The following is a 22,707-nucleotide window of genomic DNA, read 5'->3' as shown; positions in this document are numbered from 1 at the left end:
CCTGTCGCAAACCTGACGGCAGCGGCCCGAACTGGCGGGCCTCGGCGCGTCACTCTCGATCTGTCCCGATCCTTGCATGAAGCATGCCGCCTGCGCGCGCGCAGTCGGCTGGGGAGACAATGATGGCCACGATGAAGTTCTATATGACGCCGGGATCGTGCTCGACCGGCATCCACATCATCCTCGAAGAGCTCGAGGAGGTGTTCGAGGCCCATATCGTCAATCTCCCGGCCGGTGACAATTTCAAACCCGATTATGTGGCCATCAACCCGAAATCGACGATTCCGGCGCTGGTGCGCAGCGACGGCAGCGTGCTGACGGAAGTGCCGGCGATCGCCTATTGGCTCGGCCGCTCGCGGCCACGCGCCGGATTATGGCCCTCGGATATCGAGACCGAAACGCGGCTGCTCGAAGCCATGAGCTACATTGCCGGTACCGTGCATGGCCACGGCTTCGCGCGCATTTTTGCGACGCCGACCTTCAGCCGCAACGAGGCCGACCAGGAGTCCGTGCGCGCGCTCGGCCGCAACATCGTCGCGAAAGGCTTCGCAGTGCTCGACAAGATGCTCGGCACGCGGCCCTATCTCGGCGGCGAATTCTCCGTGGCGGATCCGATCCTGTTCTACGTCGCGTTCTGGGCCGACAAGACCGGCATTGCGCTGCCGGCCAACCTGCTCGCGCACTACCGGCGGATGCTGGCGCGGCCGGTCGTGCAGCGGGTGCTGCGCGAGGAAGGCTACAATCCGGCGACGCTGGGGCAGACGACGACGCCGTGACTACTCAGCGGCCTCCGGCAGCAGCGCGTGGTCTCCGAGATCGATGCCGCGGAAGATGGCGCAGCGGCGGAAGACCTCGATGGTCGGACGGACGCGCTTGTGGTGGCAATATTTGGCGACCAGCTTCGCAAGCCCCTTGATGTCGCGGCCCGAGGCACCCGGGAACGTCTCCACCAGCGGCTCCACCAGGCCGGCATCGATCTTCAAGCCGAACTGCTCGCACATCACCCGCCAGATCCGGCCGCGCGCTGCGGCGTCCGGCGCCTGGAACTTGATCAACGCAATGCAGCGCGACACGATGGCTTCGTCGATGTCGTCGATGCGGTTCGTCGTGAGGAACAACAGCCCATTGAAATATTCCAGCACGCGCAGGAACACGCCGACGACGGCATTCATCGTCATGTCGTCCTCGCGCCGCTTGATGTAGACGTCGGCCTCGTCGATCAGCATGACCGCGCCCCAGCGCTGCGCCCGGGTCAGCGCATCCTTCAGCGCGCCCTCCATTGCCGCGACGTTCAGCCCGAGCTGGCCGGAATGCACGCGATAGAGCGGCCGGCCGATGATCTCGGCGTAGACCTCCGCCGTCAGCGTCTTGCCGACCCCGGGCGGGCCTGCGCACAGCACCGTAGTGCCGCCCGACTTGCCGGCGACGATGTCGTCCATCAGCAGGTCCATCTCGGCCGTGAGAATGTCGATCAGGTCGGTCTGCTCCTCCGGCAGCACCAGCTTCTGCTTGAGCTCGGGCTGATAGGCGTAAGGCACCATGTCGTCGGCGTGCACCCAGAGATAATGGTGCAGGTCGAGATGGAACATCAGCATGTAGGGATGGACGGGGATCTTGCAGAAGAGGCCCTTCGGGATCGCCGCCCTGGAGTCCGCGACCTCCTGCTCGGCATCATAGAGATTGCTCTTGGCGGCCTTGCGCAGGTACTGCCCGAGAATGTCGCCGGTGACCTCGAGCGTCAGCGCCCGCTCGGTGAGAACGCCCTCGTCGTTGACGAGGCGCGCGCTGCCGCCGCCCGACGACAGCACGATCACGTCCTTGCGCGACCAGTCCATGTCGCGATGCGAGGAGTTCGGATCATCGGCGAAGAAGCCGATGCCGCGGCCGGAGAACTGCGCGCCATAGCGACCGCGCCAGGCGAAGTACCGCTCGGCCGTCTCATCGTAGGCGGATATCAGCTCGGGCGTCTCCTTGAGGAAGCCCTTGGCGGCGAAGATCTCGGCGACCGTCCTGCCGACGATGTCGCCGGCGGAGATGCGCAAGGTGGACGTGGTGATCGCGCCCTTGGCATTGGCCTTGAGCTCGATGAAGACACGGCCGGCCTCGTCGTTCGACGGCGCCGTGTAGTCGAGCCGCGTCACGACATAGGGCAACGGACGGCTGGCGACGTTGGCGGTGAACATCCAGCCGCGGATGGCGCCCGAGATCAGGTAGCGCGCAATCGCCGGCAGCACCGATTCCAGCTCGTGCTCGGCGAAGCGGGCGCCGGAATCGGCAAAGGCGCGCTGCAGGGTCGCGATCTGCGCCGCACGGGCGTGCCATTCGGGACCGGCCTTCTGGTAGCTGTCGCGCAGGAAGTCGAGCTCGGCGGTCGCGAGCTGCGCCACGTCGACCTCGACCCTGTCGCCGAAGCGCAACTGCTCCTTCAGCGAGGCGAGGTGCGGAAAGGCCGCCGCCATCGCCTCGATGGTCGGACGTTCGATCTGCAGCTTCATGGTTCGCATCTCGATGCCGCCCCACTCACGACGGCACTCTCGTCGGCGGGCGCATCGCCGCGTCCGCCTTCGCCAGCAGCAGACGGTTCGCGGCGAGCGAGAATTCCTGCCAGGCGGCGGCGATGTCGCGCAGGATCGTCTGCACATAATCCTTCGACGGCTTGTGCTCGAACGGAAAGTTCGACAGCGCGCAGGAGGTGCGGTTGAAGGCTATGGCATCGTCGAGCAGCGACTGCATGACATCGCGAAACGGCTTCTGGATCTCCGGCATCAGGACGGAGCGTCCGCGCTCGACGGCAACGTCGCGCATGTCGAAGGTCAGTGCGTCCAGCACCTGCAGCGCCGCAGCGAACACCTGCTCGGTGGCTCCGAGAAGAGCGAGCTGGGTCAGTTGCTCGCGCTGCTGCGCGGCGAGGCCGCGATTGAGCCGCTGCCGATAGTCGTCGAACGCGGCGTCACGCTGCGCGGCGACCCAGGCGCCGAACCAGGCGAGGCTCGCGGCGTTGCCCGACAGCCCGTCGCCGGTCGCGGCGACCGCGCGCGGCGCGGCGGTCTCGCCGATGCCCCGGGCGATCGCGCGCTCGATGCGCCTGGCGGCGTTCAGCGCGCCTTCGAGATAGCCGGCCGCGTGACTTGCGGTTTCAGCGCCGCCAAGATACAGCCGCCCGTCCCACAGCGCCCGCCGCAGCATCGGATTGGCGATCTCGCTGTGCTCGCCGCGTGGCGTGGTGCGATCCAGTGCGCTGCAGGTGAAGCGCTCGGCCGCCCAGTCCTGGTAGTGCTGCTCGCCGCCTTCCAGCGCGGAGCCGAACAACTGCACCATCTGGCTGTCCATCAGCAACGGCAGCCCGACGCTGAAGGCCGCGCGCAGATCGGGCGAGAATGCGAGGAAGCCGCCGAGCGCAGCGCGGTCGCCGCCCGCATCGCAGGCATCGAAGATCTCGCCGATCACGGCCTGCTCGTGGCTGACGAACGCATTGCCGGACCGGCCCTGGTCGCGCCAATGCGCCTGGTCGTAGGCGATCACGACCTTGGCCTGCGCCGCCATCCAGGTCTCGGCGCCACGCATCGCCTCGAAGGTCGCGTCGTCCAGCTCGGGAAAGAAGCCGACGTGGTCGATCAGCAGCCGCGGCGGCAGCGCGAGCACGGCGCGCCTGGCCTCGATCGCGACCGATTCCGTTGCTGTGGCGAAGATCAGCCGCACATGCGTGCCGCAGTCGACGATGCGCATCAGCTCATGGCCGAGATGGATAAAGGGCTGCGGCAGATCGCGTGCCAGCGCCTCGATCAATTTCGCCATGCCGCCGGAGAGCCGGCGCGCGCCCTGGTGGACCGGCGGCCCGCCGATCTGCTCGGCCGGCTTGTCCGCCTCTCTCAGATGAAGATGCGTGCCATCATCGTGCTGGGCAAAGTCAGACAGGCCGAGCTCCGCGACCAGGCCGGCGAGCAGCGGCTGGGTGTCCGGCCAGAACCAGGTCGGGCCGAGGTCCAGCGCAAGCCCGCCCTTGCTCCTGGCCGACAGCACCCGCCCGCCCAGGCGATGTCGGGCTTCGAACAAAGCGAACGTGCTGCCGCGCTGCTGCAGGCTGCGCGCGAGTGCCATTCCGCACAATCCACCTCCGACAATGGCCGTTTCGAGCATGGCAGGACCTCGGCTGATGCGTTGCGATCGCGTCTCGACCGGGTCCTGCAAAAAGCTTGCAAGTTTTTGCAGGCGCGCGCGTGTGCGTTTCCAAACATTGCTTGATTTTCGCAACGGCTTGGCTCACCTCATCACAATGAGCGACGAGCGCGAGATCCTGGCCGCCAATGCGGCCTTCTATGCTGCCTTCACGGACGGTGATTTCGCGGCGCTCGTCGCCCTCTGGGCCGATCGCGACGGTATCTCCTGCATTCATCCCGGCTGGCCGGCGATCGTCGGCCGCGCCGCCGTGATCGGCAGCTGGCGCGATATCCTCGCCAACCCGGGCCGGCCGAACATCGTCTGTGCGGATCCGCACGCGATCGTCAGCGGCGATCATGGTCACGTGCTCTGCATCGAGCTGGTGGATGGCGCGGCGCTCGCCGCGGCCAATCACTTTGCGCGCATCGACGGCGCCTGGCGGATGATCCACCACCAATCCAGCCCGATCGCGCAGCTCGCGACACCGGAAGACGACGCCGACGGCCATCGCCTCCACTGATCGTCGCATCTGGCACGAAACTTGATGTGTCCTCCCTGACCGGCAGCAATGTCGGAGATTGTTGATTTTCGTCGCGTCGGATTCGGACCGGATGTCCGTCTCCACGCAAGGCGATCTGCGAAGGCTGCGACCAGCAGTGTGCAGATGCCGACGGGAGACACGGGATGGCACGCGTTCTGACCGCCTATCTGAAGCGCAGCGATGTGCCGACGCGCACAGCGTTGCAGCACGCCATCGACCTCACGTTCGGCCAGGCGCGGGGAGCACTGGGATGAACATCACGGCTCCGCTACAGCCGACCGCGATCCACGCCGTTCCCGCCGAGCTCTGCGACTGCGGCTTCCGCTTGCTGATGATCAGGCAGTTCAACGTCGGTGCCGTGCCGCCGGCGTTCGCCATCATCGATCAGCGCGTCATGCGGATGCCGCAACGGCTCGGACGCCACGGCGTGTCGTTTGCCGCGACGTTCCTGCCCGAGGTGATGGCGTGGCTGATCGATCACCTCGGCCGTCCCTCGCTGCATGATGAGACCGGCCGCTCCTATCGCAATCCGCGCTGGCCGGTGGTGTGCTGGCATGACCAGGAACGCTACTGGCCGAGCGGCGCAGTCACGGTCGAGTGGTTCGCCGAGGTCGCGTTCCAGGATCACGCCTCTTGGATGGCGTTCCGTACCCATTGGCATGACGACCTGATGGGACGGAATGGCGACGTTCACGCCTCCGGTGGAGAAGCAGAGCTGTGCGACGAACGCGCAGCGGGAAAGGAATTTGCCGGCGAGGCGTTACAGCGAGCATGATTTGTCAAAGTCGGGGCCACGGCATCAACGGCCCTTGTCCAGGCAGTCCTGCCGCGTGATAGTCGAGTGGCCACAGCAGTTGCGGAGGATCTCGTGCGCTACGTCTCGTGGTTTGAAGGCTGGCTCGGCACCTTCCGTTCCGAGCGCATGTCGGAGCAGAGAACGACCGGACGAAACGCCGCCGTTCTTCCGCGGCGGTCCGCCGGGCTCTCCAGCGAGGACCTGTTCTACATCGCCATGCTGGGACCGCACGTCTGACCGGCGCTGCTGCCGAGCGCAATCAGGGGCGGCGGGCTGGACAAACGGCCGCCATGCCGCCACACAGGTGCGACATCCCATGCGCCCCGGCCCGGGCTGCGCACCGTGATTGCCGCTCCATGCCGCAGGTTTGCTCCACGGACGCATGAACGGTTCCGGAAGCCGCGGCGGAGCTCACCTGCGGACTCCCGAATGACATCGCCGACGCCTTCTCGCCTGTTCCCGAATGCATCTGATCAGCCGCGCCTGATGGCTCCGACCGAGTTGCGGCGGCGCTGGCGCGCCGGCGAGGAGGTGGCGCTGCTCGACGTCCGCGAGGAAGGCCCCTATTCGCTGTCGCACCCGTTCTTCGCGGTGTCGCTGCCGCTGTCGCAGATCGAGCTGCGCATCCTCGATCTCGTGCCGCGGCTAAACGTGCCTGTCGTCGTCTATGACGATGACGAAGGCTATGCCGCGCGCGCGGTGCCGCGCATCCGGGCGCTGGGCTACACTGACGTGTCGGTCCTCGATGGCGGACTGTCCGGCTATGCGCGCCATGGCGAGGTGTTCCGCGACGTCAACGTGCCGAGCAAGGCGTTCGGCGAACTGGTCGAGGCGATCAGGCACACGCCGTCGCTGTCGGCCGACGAAGCCAAGGCCCTGATCGAGCGCGAGTCGAACCTGGTCGTGCTCGATGCCCGCCGCTTCGAGGAATACCGCACCATGAGCATTCCGCGCGGGGTCAGCGTCCCCGGCGGCGAGCTGGCGTTCCGGGCGCGCGAGATCGCGCCCTCACCCGACACCACGATCATCGTCAACTGCGCCGGACGCACGCGCTCGATCATCGGCACGCAGTCGCTGATCAATGCCGGGCTGCCGAACAGGATCTATGCGCTGCGCAACGGCACGATCGGCTGGACGCTGGCCGGCCATCAGGTCGAACGCGGCAGGACCGCGCGCATGCTGGAGCGGCCAGCGGCGAGCTACGCGACCGCGCTGGCTGATGCCAAGGCCTGGGCCGAGCGCGTCGGCGTCGGCGTGCTGGATGCCGCGACCTTCGCGCGCCATCAGGCCGAGGCCGGGACGCGCACGCTGTATTGCCTCGACGTTCGCACGCCCGAGGAATATGCCAGCTCGCATCCAGCCGGCTTCGCGTCGGCGCCGGGCGGCCAGCTCGTGCAGGCGATCGACGAATGGGTCGGCGTGCGCGGCGCCCGCCTGGTGCTGTTCGATGATGACGGCGTGCGCGCGCGCATGACGGCGTCGTGGCTCAAGCAGATGGGCTGGGACGTGTCGGTCGTGGGACCGGATGTCGTTGCAGCCACCGAAACCGAAATCCGCGCCGCACGCCGGCCGCCGCTGCCGCAACTTGGCGAAGCGACCATCAGCGCCGAGCAACTCGCGGCCGATGCGGCGGCGTGGACCATCGTCGATCTCACACGCAGTCCGAGCTACAAGGCCGGGCACATTCCCGGCGCACATTTCGTGCTGGCGTCGCGCTTTGCCAACGATCTGGCCAAGCTGCCCGGCAGTAGCGCAATCGTGCTGACCAGCGATGACGGCGCCGAGGCGGCTTTCGCGCTGGCCGACGCACGGGCTGCGACGCCGCGCGAGGTCCGCGTGCTTTCAGGTGGCACGCGCGCATGGACGGCCGCGGGTCACGCATTGGAGACGGAGCGGCAGTCCCGGATCTCGCCTGCCGACGACGTCTACAAGCGGCCCTATGAGGGCACCGACAACGCGGCCGAAGCGATGCAGGCCTATATCGACTGGGAGCTGCAGCTCGTCGCCCAGCTCGCCAACGACAGCGTGTCGAATTTCCACGTGGTGTAGGTCGATCGAACCGTATGGTGGGCACGCGCCGCCTTGCGGCGGCGCTTTGCCCACCCTACCTCGCAGCGTCGCCGGACGCTGCGCGCCGAACTCAGCGGCGCTGGTTGTAGACGTCGATGCAGACGGCGCCGAGCAGCACCAGGCCCTTGATGACCTGCTGATAGTCGATGCCGATGCCGAGGATGGACATGCCGTTGTTCATCACGCCCATGATCATGGCGCCGATGACAGCGCCGCCGACCCGCCCCACGCCGCCATAGGCCGAGGCGCCACCGATGAAGCACGCCGCGATGACGTCGAGCTCAAACCCGAGACCGGCCTTCGGCGTCGCCGTGTTGAGACGCGCGGCAAAGATCAGGCCGGCCAGTGCCGCCAGCACACCCATGTTGACGAAGGTCATGAACACCAGCCGCTCGGTCTTGATGCCCGACAGCTTGGCGGCCTTGGCGTTGCCGCCGACCGCATAGATCTGCCGGCCGACCACGGTGCGGCGGGTCATGAAGCCGTAGAGCGCGATCAGCGCGGTCATGATGACCAGCACGTTGGGCAGGCCGCGATGCGAGGCGATCAGATAGGTGAAATACATCAGGGCGCCGGCCAGCACGACGTTCTTGGCAGCGAAGAATCCGAACGGCTCGACCTCGATGCCGTGCTCCACCTCGCGCGCGCGGCCCTTGACGCTGGCATAGACCAGGATGAGCGTCAGCACCGCGCCGATCGCGAGCGACGTCGGATAGAGGTGCGCCGCGCTCGGCATGAACTCAGGGATGAAGCCGGACGACAGCTTCTGGAACGTGCCCGGGAACGGCCCGACCGACTGCCCCTGCAGCAGCGCCAGCGCCAGCCCCTTGAACACCAGCATGCCCGCCAGGGTCACGATGAAGGAGGGAATGCCGAAATAGGCCACCCAATAGCCCTGCGCGGCGCCGATCGCGGCGCCGACGATCAGGCAGGCAATGATCGCGAGCGGGAAGTCGACGTGATAGCGCACCATCAGCACGGCGGCGACCGCGCCGACGAAGCCCGCGACCGAGCCGACCGACAGGTCGATGTGCCCGGTGACGATCACCAGCAGCATGCCCAGCGCCATGATGACGATGTAGCTGTTCTGCAGCACCAGGTTGGTGAGGTTGAGCGGCTGCAGCAGGGTGCCGTCCGTCATGAACTGGAAGAACAGCATGATCACGAACAGCGACAGCAGCATGCCGTAGCTGCGCAGATTGTTCTTCAGGAAGCCGCTGTGCGACTTCTCCTCCGGGAGCGAAACCGTCTTGTCGGTCATTGCTGGCGTCCTCCCGGCCGCTTACGCGGCCGTCTCCTGGTTCTTGATGGTTTCGTTACGCATGATGGCGCGCATGATCTTTTCCTGCGTCGCCTCCGGCCCGGCGAACTCGCCGACGAAGGCGCCGTCATTCATCACGCAGATGCGGTCGCAGATCCCGAGCAGCTCCGGCATCTCCGAGGAGATCACCACCACACCCCGGCCGGCATCAGCGAGCTCCTGGATGATACAGTAAATCTCGTACTTTGCGCCAACGTCGATGCCGCGCGTCGGCTCGTCCAGGATCAAGACCTTGGGATCTGTCATCAGCCATTTCGACAGCACGACCTTCTGCTGGTTGCCGCCGGAGAGCTGGCCGGCCTCCTGGTAGACGTCCGAGCAGCGAATCCGCATCCGGCCGCGGTAACCGGACGCCGCCTTGAGCTCGGCGATGTCGTCGATCACGCCCTTCGGCGCGACCTGGGAGAGAGACGCCAGGGTGATGTTCTTGCGGACGTCGTCGGCCAGGATCAGGCCGAGCTGCTTGCGGTCTTCGGTGACATAGGCGAGGCCGGCATCGATCGCCGCCGGGACGCTGGTGAGATGGACGTCGTGGCCTTCGAGCCGGGCGCGGCCGGTGATGTTGATGCCCCAGGAGCGGCCGAACAGGCTCATGGCGAATTCGGTGCGCCCCGCCCCCATCAGGCCGGCGATGCCGACGATCTCGCCGCGGCGGACCTGGAAGTCGACGTTCTTGATCACCTGCCGATCGGTATGCTGCGGGTGGTAGACTGACCAGTTCTCGACCGTGAACACGGACTCGCCGATCTTGGGTTGCCGCTCCGGGAAGCGGTGCGCCATGTCGCGATTGACCATGCTCTTGATGATGCGGTCCTCCAGGACCGGCTCGGCGCGGCAGTCGATGCTGTCGACGCTGCGCCCGTCGCGCAGCACCGTGATGCGGTCGGCGACGCGGGCGACCTCGTTGAGCTTGTGCGTGATCAGGATCGAGGAGATGCCCTGCTCGCGGAAGGCGACGAGGCGGTCGAGCAGCGCCTGGCTGTCGGCCTCGTTCAGGCTCGCCGTCGGCTCGTCCAGGATCAAGAGCTTGACGCGCTTGGACAGCGCCTTGGCGATCTCCACGAGCTGCTGCTTGCCGACACCGAGATCAGTGATCAGTGTATCCGGCGATTCCTTCAGGCCGACCTGGGCCAGCAATTGCTGGGTGCGCCGGTAGACCTCGTCGCGATCGATGACGCCAAAGCGCTGCGGCGCATGCGACAGGAAGATGTTCTCGGCGATCGACATCAGCGGGATCAGCGCGAGCTCCTGGTGGATGATGATGATGCCGAGCGCCTCGGAATCGTTGATGTCGCGGAAGCGCCGCTCCTCGCCCTCGAAGATGATCTGGCCCTCGTAACGGCCATAGGGATAGACGCCGCTGAGCACCTTCATCAGGGTCGACTTGCCGGCGCCGTTCTCGCCGACCAAAGCGTGGATCTCGCCCGCCTCGACCGTGAAGCTGACGTCGCGGAGCGCCTGCACGCCCACGAAGCTCTTGCTGACGCCGCGCATTTCGAGGATTGCCGTCATCGCTCTGTATCCCGCAACTTGAGCCGTCTTGGAGGTGGCCGGCGAGCGCATGACCGCGCTCGCCGGCCACCGGTGATCACTCGACCTGCGACTTCTTGTAGTAGCCGCCCTCGATCAGGACCTTCTCCCAATTGCTCTTGTCGACCACGACCGGCTTGAGCAGATAAGCGGGAACGACCTTGACGCCGTTGTTGTAGGTCTTGGTGTCGTTGACCTGCACCTGCTTGCCGTTGAGCACGGCATCGACCATATCGGCGGTCACCTTGGCGAGGTCGCGGGTATCCTTGAAGATCGTCGAGTACTGGTCGCCGCGCAGGATCGCCTTGACCGACGGCACCTCGGCGTCCTGGCCTGAGATGATCGGCATCGGCTGGTTGCCGCTGCCATAGCCGACGCCCTTCAGCGACGAGATGATGCCGATCGAGAGGCCGTCATAGGGCGACAGCACCGCGTCGACACGCTTGTTGCCGTAATAGGCACTGAGCAGGTTGTCCATGCGGGCCTGGGCGGTGGCGCCGTCCCAGCGCAGGGTCGCGACCTTGTCCATGCCCATCTGGCCGGACGCAACCTTGAGCTTGCCCGAGTCGATGTACGGCTGCAGCACCGACATCGAGCCGTTGTAGAAGAAGTAGGCGTTGTTGTCGTCCGGCGAGCCGCCGAACAGCTCGATGTTGAACGGGCCCTTGCCGTCCTTCAGGCCGAGCTTGTCGACGATCGACTGCGCCTGCAGCACGCCGACCTGGAAATTGTCGAAGGTCGCGTAGTAGTCGACATTCGGCGTGTCGCGGATCAGGCGGTCATAAGCGATGACGGTGACGCCCTTCTCCTTGGCCTGCTTCAGCGCATCGGACAGCGTCGTGCCGTCGATCGCGGCGATGACCAGCACCTTGGCGCCCTTGGTGACCATGTTCTCGACCTGCGAGAGCTGGTTCGGGATGTCGTCCTCGGCATATTGCAGGTCGGTGTTGTAGCCGCGCTCCTTCAGCACCTTCACGATGTTGTTGCCGTCGTCGATCCAGCGCGCCGAGGACTTGGTCGGCATCGCGATGCCGACGGTTGCCTTGCCCTGCGCCATTGCGGCGCTGGACAGCGCCACGGCGCCGAGGCCGGCCAGCGCGGCGGCCATGATGGTCTTGAAATTCAGCATGCTTCACTCCCTCTAAGATTTTCAGATTTGAACTAGGAATACGCGATTGCGTATCTTGATACCAGATAGCTGTTAGGCTGAACGACGCTCGACTCGATTGTTCCTCCTCTCAGATCGAAAGCTTCACGTCAGGCTCGGCGCGACCGCGGGCGCCGACCTCAAGCAGGAAAGTCTGGCCGTGGCCGGGGTCGGCCGCCTTGGCCGCCGCGTCCATGTCCTGCCAGGCCGACGTGACCAGCAGGCGCGACAGACCGGGACCGACGAAGGCCGGGCAGCTCGCCTGGCTGGCCGGGACCGCGATGCAGCGCAGATGCTCGCCCTGCGGGCTGTAGACATCGACACAACCGCCGCCCCAGCGCGCGTTCCAGATCCGCCCCTCGGCGTCGACGACGGCACCGTCGAGCCCGCCGACGCCGGCATGGCGCAGCAGCACCTCCGGCTCGCCGCGCGGCAGGCCGGTCGTCGGGTCGAGCGCGACGCGGTAGAGCACGTTCTCGTCCGTATCGGCGAAATAGCCGATCGCGCCATCCGGCGAGAAGCAGATTGCGTTGGGAATGGTGACGTTGGGGAACAGGCGGATGATCTCACCGCGATGCAGCGCATAGATCGAGCCCAGGCCGCACTCGGCGTTGCGCCCCATGGTGCCGATCCAGAACGTCCCGGAGGGATGGACCCGCGAGTCGTTCGACCGCGTCGCAGGATTGTCGGCCTCGAGCGGCAGGAACAGCGACAGCGCGCCGTCGGCGACGGAGCGGACATAGAGTCCGTCCTCGGCGACGATCAACTGCCTCACGGCATCGATGCGGCCGAGCGCGCTCGCCATCCTGCCGAGCCCGTGGCGTCGGACGTCGCCGCTACCGATATTGGCCTCGAACAGCAGGCCTTCGCGGATGTCGAACCACCAGGCGGTGTCGGTGTGAGGATCGTAGGTCGGCCCCTCGCCGAGATGGCAGCGCTCGTCGCAAAGGATCGTGGTCGGCACCTGCTCCATCATGCGGACGCTCCCGCGATCGAGAAGCGATACACCGTCTCGTGCTTGTAGACGTCGTCGGGCGCGAGACGCGCGCTCGGAAAATCCGGACGGTTCGGACTGTCCGGCCAGACCTGCGGCTCCAGGCAGAGCGCGTCGGATTGGCGATAGACGCGGCCCTTGCCGCTCACGGTCGCGTCAATATAGTTGCCGGAATAGACCTGCAGGCCCGGCTGATCGGTGAGCAACTCCATGATCCGTCCCGACCGCCGCGACTCGATCCGTGCCGCGAAGCGCACGCCGTCGCCGGCGCGCAGACAGAAATTGTGGTCATAGCCGCGGCCGCATCTGATCTGCGCATCGTCGGCACGAATGCGCGCGCCGATCGCATGCGCGTCGCGGAAATCGAACGGCGTACCAACAACGCTGTGCGGCGGCCCCTCCAGCGGGATCGCCGTTTCGTCGATCGCCAGGTAGTGGTCCGCAGCGAGCGTCAGACGGTGATCGAGAATATCGGTGCCGGCGGCCAGGCCGTCGAGATTGAAGAAGCTGTGATTGGTCAGGTTGACCACCGTCGTCCGGGTGGTCCGGGCGCTGAAGCTGACAGCCAGCTCCATCGGCCCGGTCAACTGATAGGTGACACGGACGTCGAGCCGCCCCGGATAGTTAGCCTCACCGTCGGGGCTGACATAGAGCATCGTGACCGAGGGCTGGTCGCCGTCTTCGGTGGCGACGATCTGCCAGAGCTTGCGGTCGAAGCCGCCAGGGCCGCCATGCAAGGCGTGCGCGCCATTATTCGCTTCCAAACGGATGTCCTGACCATCGAGCACGAAACGTGCCTTGGCGATGCGGTTGGCGTAGCGTCCGACCGTCGCGCCGAAAAATTTCCGGAGCAGCAAGTAGCTCAGCAGGTCGTCATGACCGAGCACCACGTCGTCGACGACGCCCTGCGCATCCGGCACCAGCAGCGCCTGCAGTACCGCTCCGTAGGTGATGATCCGCGCCTCGAAGCCGTCGGCGCCACGCAAGGTGACGCGCTCGACCTCGCGGCCGTCCGGCAGGCTGCCAAACACATCCCTGGTGATATCAGCCTCTGCCATCGCTCTAGTCCTCGAACGGCTCGACGAAGTGGCGGCGGCCGAGCAGGAACGCGTCGGCCACCAGCCGCAGCGGCGCGAGATCGACGTCACCAGCGCCCGTCTTCGTCAGCTCGACGAAGCGGCGATAGAGGCCGGGATATTCGCGCTCCTTCTCGTCGATCATCACTTGGTCATCCGCGGTCATCCGCGCGCCGCCGAGCGACAGCTTGAGTTGCCCGGCGTCGGTCTCGATCCGGATGTCCCAGCTCTGCGGCCCGGTCTGGCGGAAGTCGAACTCGGCCGCGATCGGCAGGTCGCCGGCTGTCGACAATGACAGGTTGGCCGCGATCGGCGCCTGACGGTTGGACGGAAACGACAGCTCCGCTTCGGTCAGGAACACCGGCTCGGGCAGGATGCGGGTCAGGATCGACAGTGCGTTGATGCCGGGATCGAACACGCCGAGACCGCCCGGCTCCCAGATCCAGGCCTGGCCGGGATGCCAGACACGCACGTCCTCCTTCCAGTCGATCCGCACGCTGCGGATTCGACGCTGTGACAGCCATTGCCGCGCCGGCTCGACTGCGGGCGCGTAGCGCGAATGCCAGGTCGCGAACAGCGTGCGCCCCTTTGCGGCGGCGAGTGCAATCAGCGGATCGAGCTCGCTGACGGCGGCACCGGGCGGCTTTTCCAGCATCACATGCTTGCCGGCCTCGAGCGCCGCCAGCGCCTGCACACGGCGCACCTGCGGCGGCGTGCACAACGCGACCGCGTCGATCTCGGGACCGTCGCGCAGCAGCTCCTCGATGGTGCCGAAATGCGGCAGGCCGGGCAGCGAGGCGTTACGGCTTGCGACGGCCGTCAAGGTCACGCCCGCGGTGGCGGCGATCGCCGGGACGTGCTGGTCGCGCGCGATCTTGCCGAAGCCGACGATGGCGACACGAAGCTCGCTCATCTCAGCGTCCCCAGCGCAGCACGACCGGGTCGAGCCGGCGCGCGATCTCGATCAGACCCTTCTGTGTCGCCGGATGGATCGGCGGCTGCGGCGCGCGCAGCGTGTCGTGCTTGATCACGCCGCCCGCCTTCATCAGGATCTTGCAGGTCGCAAGGCCGCACTGCCGGTTCTCGTAGTTGATCAGCGGCAGCCAGCGCTCATAGGCGGCGGCCGCGGCCTCGCGGTCGCCCGCGAAATACGGATCGATGATCTTGCGGATGCCGTCGGGATAGCCGCCGCCGGTCATCGCGCCGGTGGCGCCGGCATCGAGATCGGCCATCAGCGTGATCGCCTCCTCGCCGTCCCACGGACCTTCAATCGCCAGGCCGCCGGCCTCGATCAGCGCCCGCAGCTTGTCGGCGGCGCGCGGCACCTCGATCTTGAAGTAGGCGAGGTTTTCGATCTCCTTGGCCATGCGCGCCAAGAACGGCACCGACAGCGGCGTGCCGGCGACCGGCGCGTCCTGTACCATGATCGGGATCGAGATCGCGTCCGACACGCCGCGATAGAACTCGTAGATCGAGCTATCCGGCACGCGGAAGGTCGCGCCATGGTAGGGCGGCATCACCATGACCATGGCGGCGCCCCTCTCCTGCGCCCGGCGCGAGCGCTCGGCGCAGACAAAGGTCGAGAAATGCGTCGTCGTGACGATGATCGGCACGCGGCCGGCGACATGCTCGAGCACGGTCGTCATCACCAGATCGCGCTCGTCGTCGGTCAGCACGAACTGCTCGGAGAAGTTGGCGAGGATGCAGATGCCGTGCGAGCCGGCATCGATCATGAAGTCGATCGCGCGCTTCTGGCCCTCGAGGTCGAGACGGCCGTCGGCGTCGAACACGGTCGGCGCCACCGGGAAGACGCCCTTGTAGAGCTTTTTGGCGGAAGCGGTCATGGGCACCTCTTTAGTGATTGTCGCGCGGCACGGGCGAGCCGGTGCGGCCGACCAGAAAGTCGAAATCGACGCCGCGATCGGCCTGCAGCACGTGATCGATGTAGAGCTTCTGATAGCCGCGGGCCGCATGCGGCTTCGGCGGCGTCCAGGCGGCGCGGCGTGCGGCGAGCTCCTCGTCGGTGACATGCAGGTGCAGCCGGCGCCCAGTCACGTCGAGCGTGATCATGTCGCCGTTCTTGACCAGCGCCAGCGGTCCGCCGACGGTGGCCTCGGGGGCGACATGCAGCACCACCGTGCCGTACGCCGTGCCGGACATGCGTGCGTCCGAGATTCGGATCATGTCGCGCACGCCCTGGCGCAGCACTTTCGCGGGCAGCGGCATGTTGCCGACCTCGGCCATCCCCGGATAGCCCTTCGGCCCGCAATTCTTCAGCACCATGATGCAGGACGCATCGATGTCGAGAGTGTCGTCGTCGACCGCGTCGTGCATTTCCTCGACGCTTTCGAACACGACGGCGCGTCCGGTGTGGTTCATCAGCTCCGGCGAGGCCGCCGACGGCTTGATAACGGCGCCGTTGGGGGCGAGGTTGCCGGTCAGGATCGCGATGCCGGCTTCGGTCTTGAACGGCGTCTCGAACGGCGTGATGACCTCGGCATTGTAATTCGGCGCCTCGGCGACATTGTCCCACAGCGTCCTGCCATTGACGGTCCGGGCGTCCTTGTGCAACAGGCCGCGCTCGCCGAGTGCGCGCAGCACCGCCGGCAGGCCGCCTGCGTAGTAGAAGTCCTCCATCAGGAAGCGGCCCGACGGCATCAGGTCGACCAGGCAGTGCACGTCGCGACACAGACGGTCGAAGTCGTCGAGCGTGAGCTCAACGCCGACACGTCCGGCGATCGCAAGCAGATGCACCACAGCGTTGGTCGAGCCGCCGATCGCCGCGAGCGTGCGGATCGCATTCTCGAACGCCTGACGGGTCAGAATGTCCGATGGCTTGAGGTCTTCGCCGACCATCTCGACGATGCGCCGTCCCGCCATGCGCGCGAGCAGGTTGCGGCGCGCATCGGCGGCGGGGATCGCGGCATTCTCGGGCAGGCCGATGCCGAGCGCCTCGACCATCGAGGCCATCGTCGAGGCCGTGCCCATGGTCATGCAGCTGCCGGCCGAGCGGTTCATGCCGGCCTCGGCCTCATGAAATTCCTTCAGCGTGATCTCGCCGGCGCGCAGCTGCTCGCTCATCGAGATGATGTTGGTGCCGGAGCCGATGATCTGGCCGCGATAGACGCCGCGCAATTGCGGGCCGCCTGAGACGCCGATCGCCGGCAGGTTGGCCGAGGCCGCGCCCATCAGGAGCGCCGGCGTGGTCTTGTCGCAGCCCATCAAGAGCACGACGCCGTCGAGCGGATGCGCGCGGATCGCCTCCTCAACATCCATCGAGGCGAGGTTGCGGAACAGCATCGCGGTCGGACGCATCGTCACCTCGCCGAGCGAGGAGACCGGAAACTCCAGCGGATAGCCGCCGGCATCGAGCACGCCCTGGCGGACATGCTCGGCGATGACGCGGAAATGCGCATTGCAGGGCGTCAGCTCCGACCAGGTGTTGCAGATGCCGATGACCGGGCGGCCCTCGAAGCGATCCTGCGGCGTGCCGCTGTTCTTCAAGAACGAGCGATAGTAGAAGCCCATTTTGTCCTGGCGGCCAAACCACGCCTGGCTCCGCAGCGTCTTCTGCTCGTTGTCGTTGCTCATTCCTGGTCCGTTCGTGCAGCCGATTGCGCATGACGCCGCCGGCCGTTGTAGATGACTTCGATCATGGCCTCCGAGGCGCCCTCGGGATTGCCATCTGCGATCGCATCGATGATGCGCTGGTGCCAGACCAGCACGGTGTCCCGGTCGGCGGTTTCGATCGGCGCGCTCAGGACGAACGACGCGCGCAACGCCGCCTCGATGACCGCGCCGATCGATCGCATGAAGGGATTGCCCGAGGCATTGGCGATCGCGATGTGCAGAGCGAGGTCGGCTTCGGCAAAGGCGATCGAGGTCGACGGCTCGCGCTCCATCTGCGCCATCGCCTGGTTCATCGCGGCGAGATCGTCGTCGCTGCGGCGCTCTGCCGCGAGCGCCGCGGCGCGCGGCTCGATCGCCAACCGGATCTCGGCGAGGTCGGCAAGAAAGCGCTTGTCGATCCCCGCGTCGAGGTGCCAGGCGAGCACGTCGGGATCGAACATGTTCCAGTCCGAGCGTCCGCGCACCACGGTGCCGACGCGGGCCTTGGTCGACAGCAGACCTTTTGCAACGAGGGTCTTCACGCTCTCGCGCAGCACCGGCCGTGAGACGCCGAAAGTCGCGGTCAGCTCGGCGTCACCCGGCAACCGCGCGCCCTCGGCCAGACGGCCCGAGATGATGTCGATGCCGATGCTGCGGGCGACCTCGGCATGGTTGGAATGCGCGCGCCGGGTCGGAATCGAGACGATGTGCGACGTCGTCATGTCGGCGCCCCCACCGGCTTGGCCGCGGCGGGCTTGACGGATGAGCGGCGCGCGAGCGCCATCAGACCTTGCTGCAGCGCAATGAAAACGAACAACAGAACCCCCGTGGCGATCTTGGTCCACCAGCTCGACAGCGTGCCGTCGAAATTGATGTAGGTCTGGATCATGCCCTGTATCAGGACGCCAAGGAAGGTGCCGATGACCGAGCCCTGTCCGCCGGTCAACAAGGTTCCGCCGATCACCACGGCAGCGATGGTATCGAGTTCGACACCGACGGCCGAAAGCGAATAGCCGGCCGCGGTGTAGAACGAGAAGACGATGCCGGCGAGGCCCGCAAGCACGCTCGACAGCATATAGATGCGGATCGTCATCGGCCCGACCGGAATGCCCATCAGGGCTGTCGCCGCACGGCTGCCGCCGAGCGCGTAGACGTTGGCGCCGAACCGGGTCAAATGCAGCAGCAACGCGCAGAGCACCAGGATCACCAGCATCGCAATCGCGATCGCGGTGAGCCGTCCGCCACCTGGCAGGCGGATCGCGAAGTCGGAGACGGCACTGTAGATCGGGGCGGTGATCGGAATCGATTCGGTCGACAGCAGGAAGCTGACGCCGCGCGCCAGGAACATGCCGGCGAGGGTCACGATGAAGGGCGGCAGCTCGAACACGTGGATCACCGCGCCCATCGCGGCACCGAACAGCGCGCACAACACCAGCACCAGTGCGAAGGCGGCGAAGGGCGGGATGCCCCAGCGCTCGACCGCGAGCGCCACGAATACCGTGGTGAAGCCGATCACCGAGCCGACCGAGAGATCGATGCCGCCGGAGATGATGACGAAGGTCATGCCCGCGGCGACGATGCCGAGGAAGGCATTGTCGGTGAGCAGATTGGCGACGACGCGGGTCGAGGCGATGTTCGGGAATTGCAGCGCGCACAGCGCAAAGCCCGCGACCAGCACAAACGCCGTGATCGCAACCGAGGTCGAGGCCTTCATGGCTTGGTCCTCCGCCAGCGCGCGGTGAAGCGCGAGAGATCGCCGAGCCGCGGCGACTGCGCCAGCAGGACGGCGAGAACGACCACGGCCTTGACCAGCAGATTGAGCTCCGGCGGATAGCCCGACAACAGGATGCCGGTGTTCATGGCCTGGATGATCAGTGCGCCGGCCACCGCCAGCACCAGGCTGAAGCGGCCGCCGAACAGCGAGGTGCCGCCGATCACGACCGCGAGGATCGCGTCGAGCTCCAGCCAGAGCCCGGCATTGTTGGCGTCCGCACCCATGATGTCGGCCGCGGCGATGACGCCGGCGAGCGACGCGCACAGGCCGCACCAGACATAGACCGCCAGGATCATGGCGCGCGTGCCGACGCCCGAAAGCTCGCTGGCGCGCGCGTTGCCGCCGGTCGCCTCGATCAACAGCCCGAGCGCAGTGCCGCGCACGACCGCCCCCGTCAGCAGCAGCATGCCGATCGCGATCACGACCGGGGTCGGCAGGCCCAACACGGCGCCGTTGCCCATCCACACCAGATCCGGCGAGGTGAAGGTGACGATGCGCCCTTCGGTGATGAGCTGCGCGATGCCGCGTCCTGCGACCATCAGAATGAGCGTGGCGACGATCGGCTGGATACGCAAGAAGGCAACGAGGATGCCGTTCCAGAGCCCGCACACCAAACCGACAGCGAGCGCGGCGCCGATGACCACCGGCAGCGAATGCGTATCGGCGAGGCTCGCCGCGGTGGCGCCCGCGATCGCCATGACGGCGCCGACCGAAAGGTCGATGCCTCCGGTCGCGATCACCAGCACCATGCCGAGCGACAACAGCGCCACCGGCGTGCCGCGGTTGAGCACATCGATCACGCTGCCGAACAGCCGGCCATCCTGCAGATGGAGATTGAAGAACTGCGGCGACACCGCGCGATCGATGATCAGGATCACGATCAGCGCGAACGCCTGCGCGAGACCACGGCGCGGAATGCGAAGCATCATGACACGGCCTCGCGCACAGGCTCACCATCGGCCGCGATCGCCGCAAGAATGCTGGAAACCTCGACCGCCTCGCCCTTCAGCTCCTCGACATGGGCGCGGTCCCGCAGCACGACGACGCGGTTGGAATAGGTCACGATCTCGTCGAGCTCCGAGGAGATCACGAGCAGCGCCAGCCCCTGCTCGCACAACTCACGCACCAGACGGATGATCTCGGCATGGGCGCCGACGTCGATGCCGCGCGTCGGCTCGTCGAGGACGAGGAGCTTCGGCGACGTCGCGAGCCAGCGCGCCAGTAGCGCCTTCTGCTGGTTGCCGCCCGACAGCAGCCCAATGGGACGTTCCGGATCCGGCGGCCGGATGTCGAGCATGCGGATGTAACGCATCGCGATCTCGTCCTGCTCGCACCGCGACAACGGCCGGTGCAGGCCGCGCCGCGCCTGCAGCGCCAGCACGATGTTCTCGCGCACGGTGAGATCGGCGACGATGCCCTCGGTCTTGCGCTCCTCGGGGCAGTAGCCGAAGCCGAGCCCGGCGGCATCGCGCGGCGAATTCAGCCGGACGGTCTCGCCGTTGACGGTGGCCTCGCCGCTGTCGGCGCATTCGGCCCCGAACACCAGCCGCGCCGTCTCAGTGCGGCCGGAGCCGAGCAGGCCCGCGAGCCCGACCACCTCGCCGCGGCGCAGTTCGAGATCGAACGGCGCAAGATAGCCCTGCTTGCCATAGCCCTTGAAACTGATGCAGACCTCGCGCGCCGTGTCGGGCTGGCTCGCCGCGCGTTCGTGCGTGGTCTCGGCCAGCTCGCGCCCCAGCATCATTCTGATAAGGTCGAGCCGCGGCAGATCGGCGATCTCGCGCGTGCCGATCAGCCGGCCGTTGCGCAGCACCGTGACGCGATCGCAGATCTCGTAGACCTGATCGAGGAAGTGGCTGACGAACACGATGCCGATGCCATCAGCCGCGAGCTTTCGCATCACCTTGAACAGGATCTCGACCTCGTGGCGGTCGAGGCTGGCCGTGGGCTCGTCGAGAATGAGGACGCGCGCCGACAGATCGACGGCGCGCGCGATCGCGGTGATGTGCTGGACCGCGACCGAGTAGCTCGAAAGCGGCGCGCCGACGTCGATGTCCAGCCCATAATCCAGCAGCAGCGCGTGCGCGCGCCGGCGCATCTCGGCCTCGCGTACGACGCCGAACCGCGTCGGCTGCCGGCCAAGGTAGAGATTTTGTGCCACCGAGAGGTTCGGCAGCAGATTCACTTCCTGATAGACCGTGGCGATGCCGGCATCGACCGCGTCCTTGGCCGAGCGTGGCACAATCTCGCGATCGGCGAGCCGCACGGTGCCGGCGTCACGCGCGAACACGCCGGTGACCACCTTGATCAGGGTCGACTTGCCGGCGCCGTTCTCGCCGAGCAGCGCATGGATCTCGCCCTCCCCCAGAGTGAAGTCGACGTCATCAAGCGCCTTCAGCGCCCCGAAGCTCTTGGTCAGGCCGCGGATCTCCAGCAGGGCTGGACGCGTCGCCGGCGGAGCTGAAGGATCAGACATGACGAGCTACTTGGCGCGACGATTGGACATCAGCCAGGAAGCTGACGCCCGCCGAATGAGCGGACGCCAGCACCTGATTTCGTCGTCCCGGCGAACGCCGGGACCCATACCGCGGAATAGTCGATTGAGGCACTGGGCCAATACCGCAGACCTCACAAAGATCGGTGGCTATGGGTCCTGGCGTTCGCCAGGACGACGGCAACAACATAGGCTTCAGCTCAGTAGCCCAAGCCCTTCTTGCTGTCGTAGACCTTCTGCGGATCGTCAGTCGCGGTGTAGAGCTTCGATTCCGTCTGGATCCACTTCGGCGGAACGGTGCCCTTCTCCTTGAAGGCCACGATCGCGTCGAACGCCGGCCCCGCCATGTTCGGCGTCAGCTCGACGGTGGCGTTGGCCTCGCCGGCGGCGATTGCCTTGAAGATGTCCGGCACGGCGTCGATCGAGACGGTCAGGATGTCCTTGCCCGGCTTCAGGCCGGCCTCCTTCATTGCCTGGATCGCGCCGACCATCATGTCGTCGTTGTGGGCGTAGACCGCGCAGATCGACTTGCCGCCGTTCTCGGCCTTGATGAAGCTCTCCATCACCTCCTTGCCCTTGGCACGGGTGAAGTCGCCGGTCTGGCTGCGCACGACCTTCAGGTTGGCGTTCTTGGCGACGACGGCGTCAAAGCCCTTCTTGCGGTTGGTGGCGACGCTGGCGCCGACCGTGCCCTGCAGCTCGACGACGTTGCAGGCCTTGCCGCCGACCGTCTTGGCGAGCCACTCGCCGGCGACCTCGCCCTCATGCACGCTGTCCGAGGTGACGGCGGTCAGATAGAGGTCCTTGCCGGAGGGATCGATGTCGCGGTCGAGCAGTACGACCGGGATCTTGGCTTCCTTGGCTTCCTTCAGCACGGCGTCCCACCCCGAAGCCACGACCGGCGCGAGGAAGATCGCGTCCACGCCCTGGGCGATGAAGGAGCGGATCGCCTTGATCTGGTTCTCCTGCTTCTGCTGGGCGTCGGCGATCTTCAGGTTGATCTTGCGCTTGGCGGCTTCCGACTTCGAGACCGAGGTCTCGGCGGCGCGCCAGCCGGACTCCGATCCGATCTGCGAGAAGCCGACGGTCAGCTCCGCGGCGCCAGCGGACGTGGCAAGCAACAAGGCGGCCGTGGCCGAGGCCGCAAAGAGGGCTTTCAGGGTCATCAGACGTTCTCTCCCAAAAAGGTACTGTTTT

Annotated in this window: 20 protein-coding genes; 5 read left to right on the top strand and 15 right to left on the bottom strand. The window is 66.5% G+C overall.

Annotated elements, in window-relative coordinates; all coding sequences use genetic code 11:
* Window positions 1-131 precede the first annotated feature (131 nt).
* Window positions 132-776 carry a glutathione S-transferase family protein gene (locus tag QX010_RS04925; RefSeq protein ID WP_316178449.1) on the top strand — a complete coding sequence of 215 codons (645 nt, stop codon included), beginning with the start codon at window positions 132-134 and terminating at the stop codon, window positions 774-776.
* On the opposite strand, the gene QX010_RS04920 is transcribed toward QX010_RS04925, so the two are convergent.
* Window positions 777-2,495 carry an ATP-binding protein gene (locus tag QX010_RS04920; RefSeq protein ID WP_316177987.1) on the bottom strand — a complete coding sequence of 573 codons (1,719 nt, stop codon included), beginning with the start codon at window positions 2,493-2,495 and terminating at the stop codon, window positions 777-779.
* Window positions 2,496-2,520: 25 nt separating this feature from the next.
* Complete coding sequence (locus QX010_RS04915; protein ID WP_316177985.1) at window positions 2,521-4,137, bottom strand: flavin monoamine oxidase family protein; 1,617 nt, start codon at window positions 4,135-4,137, stop codon at window positions 2,521-2,523.
* A 136-nt stretch (window positions 4,138-4,273) separates the two neighbouring features.
* Here QX010_RS04915 and QX010_RS04910 point away from each other — a divergent pair, with 136 nt between their 5' ends.
* The 4 genes from QX010_RS04910 (at window position 4,274) to QX010_RS04895 (ending at window position 7,544) form a co-directional block, all read left to right on the top strand.
* Entirely contained in the window at window positions 4,274-4,678 is a 405-nt protein-coding gene (locus QX010_RS04910; RefSeq protein ID WP_315804532.1) for a nuclear transport factor 2 family protein, read from the top strand.
* 277 nt (window positions 4,679-4,955) lie between these two features.
* Entirely contained in the window at window positions 4,956-5,474 is a 519-nt protein-coding gene (locus tag QX010_RS04905; RefSeq protein WP_315804531.1) for a hypothetical protein, read from the top strand.
* A 66-nt stretch (window positions 5,475-5,540) separates the two neighbouring features.
* Window positions 5,541-5,732 carry a hypothetical protein gene (locus QX010_RS04900; RefSeq protein ID WP_316177984.1) on the top strand — a complete coding sequence of 64 codons (192 nt, stop codon included), beginning with the start codon at window positions 5,541-5,543 and terminating at the stop codon, window positions 5,730-5,732.
* 192 nt (window positions 5,733-5,924) lie between these two features.
* On the top strand, window positions 5,925-7,544 hold the full coding sequence (locus tag QX010_RS04895) for a rhodanese-like domain-containing protein (RefSeq protein WP_316177982.1): 1,620 nt from the start codon (window positions 5,925-5,927) through the stop codon (window positions 7,542-7,544).
* A gap of 91 nt (window positions 7,545-7,635) precedes the next feature.
* Here QX010_RS04895 and mmsB read toward each other — a convergent pair whose 3' ends face one another.
* From mmsB to ytfQ, 13 genes are all read right to left on the bottom strand, one after another.
* Window positions 7,636-8,826 (bottom strand): multiple monosaccharide ABC transporter permease, encoded by a 1,191-nt coding sequence (gene mmsB / locus QX010_RS04890; protein ID WP_315755454.1) that lies wholly within the window; start codon window positions 8,824-8,826, stop codon window positions 7,636-7,638.
* 21 nt (window positions 8,827-8,847) lie between these two features.
* The gene (gene mmsA / locus QX010_RS04885) at window positions 8,848-10,398 is read right to left on the bottom strand and encodes a multiple monosaccharide ABC transporter ATP-binding protein (protein ID WP_316177980.1); all 1,551 of its coding nucleotides are present in this window, start codon (window positions 10,396-10,398) and stop codon (window positions 8,848-8,850) included.
* Window positions 10,399-10,474: 76 nt separating this feature from the next.
* The gene (gene chvE, locus QX010_RS04880; RefSeq protein ID WP_316177978.1) at window positions 10,475-11,545 is read right to left on the bottom strand and encodes a multiple monosaccharide ABC transporter substrate-binding protein; all 1,071 of its coding nucleotides are present in this window, start codon (window positions 11,543-11,545) and stop codon (window positions 10,475-10,477) included.
* A 109-nt stretch (window positions 11,546-11,654) separates the two neighbouring features.
* Entirely contained in the window at window positions 11,655-12,536 is an 882-nt protein-coding gene (locus QX010_RS04875; protein WP_316178447.1) for an SMP-30/gluconolactonase/LRE family protein, read from the bottom strand.
* Window positions 12,536-13,615 carry an aldose epimerase family protein gene (locus QX010_RS04870; RefSeq protein WP_316177976.1) on the bottom strand — a complete coding sequence of 360 codons (1,080 nt, stop codon included), beginning with the start codon at window positions 13,613-13,615 and terminating at the stop codon, window positions 12,536-12,538. The genes QX010_RS04875 and QX010_RS04870 overlap by 1 nt, the downstream gene beginning before the upstream one ends.
* A 4-nt stretch (window positions 13,616-13,619) precedes the next feature.
* Window positions 13,620-14,546 (bottom strand): Gfo/Idh/MocA family oxidoreductase, encoded by a 927-nt coding sequence (locus QX010_RS04865; protein WP_316177974.1) that lies wholly within the window; start codon window positions 14,544-14,546, stop codon window positions 13,620-13,622.
* A 1-nt stretch (window position 14,547) separates the two neighbouring features.
* Window positions 14,548-15,477 carry a dihydrodipicolinate synthase family protein gene (locus QX010_RS04860; RefSeq protein ID WP_316177973.1) on the bottom strand — a complete coding sequence of 310 codons (930 nt, stop codon included), beginning with the start codon at window positions 15,475-15,477 and terminating at the stop codon, window positions 14,548-14,550.
* Between the two features lie 10 nt (window positions 15,478-15,487).
* A complete protein-coding gene (locus QX010_RS04855; protein ID WP_316177971.1) occupies window positions 15,488-17,224 on the bottom strand; it encodes an IlvD/Edd family dehydratase in 1,737 nt (578 codons plus the stop codon).
* Complete coding sequence (locus QX010_RS04850) at window positions 17,221-17,964, bottom strand: FadR/GntR family transcriptional regulator (RefSeq protein ID WP_316177969.1); 744 nt, start codon at window positions 17,962-17,964, stop codon at window positions 17,221-17,223. The genes QX010_RS04855 and QX010_RS04850 overlap by 4 nt, the downstream gene beginning before the upstream one ends.
* A complete protein-coding gene (gene yjfF, locus QX010_RS04845) occupies window positions 17,961-18,956 on the bottom strand; it encodes a galactofuranose ABC transporter, permease protein YjfF (protein WP_316177967.1) in 996 nt (331 codons plus the stop codon). The genes QX010_RS04850 and yjfF overlap by 4 nt, the downstream gene beginning before the upstream one ends.
* Window positions 18,953-19,945, bottom strand: coding sequence for an ABC transporter permease (locus QX010_RS04840; protein ID WP_316177965.1), 993 nt, complete (start codon window positions 19,943-19,945; stop codon window positions 18,953-18,955). The genes yjfF and QX010_RS04840 overlap by 4 nt, the downstream gene beginning before the upstream one ends.
* Window positions 19,942-21,492, bottom strand: a complete 1,551-nt coding sequence (locus QX010_RS04835) for a sugar ABC transporter ATP-binding protein (RefSeq protein WP_316177964.1) — start codon at window positions 21,490-21,492, stop codon at window positions 19,942-19,944. The genes QX010_RS04840 and QX010_RS04835 overlap by 4 nt, the downstream gene beginning before the upstream one ends.
* A 218-nt stretch (window positions 21,493-21,710) precedes the next feature.
* On the bottom strand, window positions 21,711-22,676 hold the full coding sequence (gene ytfQ, locus QX010_RS04830) for a galactofuranose ABC transporter, galactofuranose-binding protein YtfQ (protein WP_315718196.1): 966 nt from the start codon (window positions 22,674-22,676) through the stop codon (window positions 21,711-21,713).
* Window positions 22,677-22,707 lie beyond the last annotated feature (31 nt).

Source organism: Bradyrhizobium sp. SZCCHNRI1009 (genome assembly GCF_032487575.1).
In the GTDB taxonomy this organism is placed as follows: Bacteria; Pseudomonadota; Alphaproteobacteria; order Rhizobiales; family Xanthobacteraceae; genus Bradyrhizobium.
Note: the sequence above shows the minus strand (reverse complement) of the source record. Positions and strands in the feature narration are given on the sequence as shown.

Excerpts from the sequence above, each read along its gene's own strand:
- QX010_RS04920 (WP_316177987.1), bottom strand. The coding sequence starts at position 2,495 with ATGAAGCTGCAGATCGAACGTCCGACCATCGAGGCGATGGCGGCGGCC.
- yjfF (WP_316177967.1), bottom strand. The coding sequence starts at position 18,956 with ATGAAGGCCTCGACCTCGGTTGCGATCACGGCGTTTGTGCTGGTCGCG.
- QX010_RS04925 (WP_316178449.1), top strand. The coding sequence starts at position 132 with ATGAAGTTCTATATGACGCCGGGATCGTGCTCGACCGGCATCCACATC.
- QX010_RS04865 (WP_316177974.1), bottom strand. The coding sequence starts at position 14,546 with ATGAGCGAGCTTCGTGTCGCCATCGTCGGCTTCGGCAAGATCGCGCGC.
- QX010_RS04895 (WP_316177982.1), top strand. The coding sequence starts at position 5,925 with ATGACATCGCCGACGCCTTCTCGCCTGTTCCCGAATGCATCTGATCAG.
- QX010_RS04855 (WP_316177971.1), bottom strand. The coding sequence starts at position 17,224 with ATGAGCAACGACAACGAGCAGAAGACGCTGCGGAGCCAGGCGTGGTTT.
- mmsA (WP_316177980.1), bottom strand. The coding sequence starts at position 10,398 with ATGACGGCAATCCTCGAAATGCGCGGCGTCAGCAAGAGCTTCGTGGGC.
- QX010_RS04910 (WP_315804532.1), top strand. The coding sequence starts at position 4,274 with ATGAGCGACGAGCGCGAGATCCTGGCCGCCAATGCGGCCTTCTATGCT.
- QX010_RS04835 (WP_316177964.1), bottom strand. The coding sequence starts at position 21,492 with ATGTCTGATCCTTCAGCTCCGCCGGCGACGCGTCCAGCCCTGCTGGAG.
- ytfQ (WP_315718196.1), bottom strand. The coding sequence starts at position 22,676 with ATGACCCTGAAAGCCCTCTTTGCGGCCTCGGCCACGGCCGCCTTGTTG.
- QX010_RS04875 (WP_316178447.1), bottom strand. The coding sequence starts at position 12,536 with ATGGAGCAGGTGCCGACCACGATCCTTTGCGACGAGCGCTGCCATCTC.
- QX010_RS04915 (WP_316177985.1), bottom strand. The coding sequence starts at position 4,137 with ATGCTCGAAACGGCCATTGTCGGAGGTGGATTGTGCGGAATGGCACTC.
- chvE (WP_316177978.1), bottom strand. The coding sequence starts at position 11,545 with ATGCTGAATTTCAAGACCATCATGGCCGCCGCGCTGGCCGGCCTCGGC.
- mmsB (WP_315755454.1), bottom strand. The coding sequence starts at position 8,826 with ATGACCGACAAGACGGTTTCGCTCCCGGAGGAGAAGTCGCACAGCGGC.
- QX010_RS04850 (WP_316177969.1), bottom strand. The coding sequence starts at position 17,964 with ATGACGACGTCGCACATCGTCTCGATTCCGACCCGGCGCGCGCATTCC.
- QX010_RS04870 (WP_316177976.1), bottom strand. The coding sequence starts at position 13,615 with ATGGCAGAGGCTGATATCACCAGGGATGTGTTTGGCAGCCTGCCGGAC.
- QX010_RS04860 (WP_316177973.1), bottom strand. The coding sequence starts at position 15,477 with ATGACCGCTTCCGCCAAAAAGCTCTACAAGGGCGTCTTCCCGGTGGCG.
- QX010_RS04840 (WP_316177965.1), bottom strand. The coding sequence starts at position 19,945 with ATGATGCTTCGCATTCCGCGCCGTGGTCTCGCGCAGGCGTTCGCGCTG.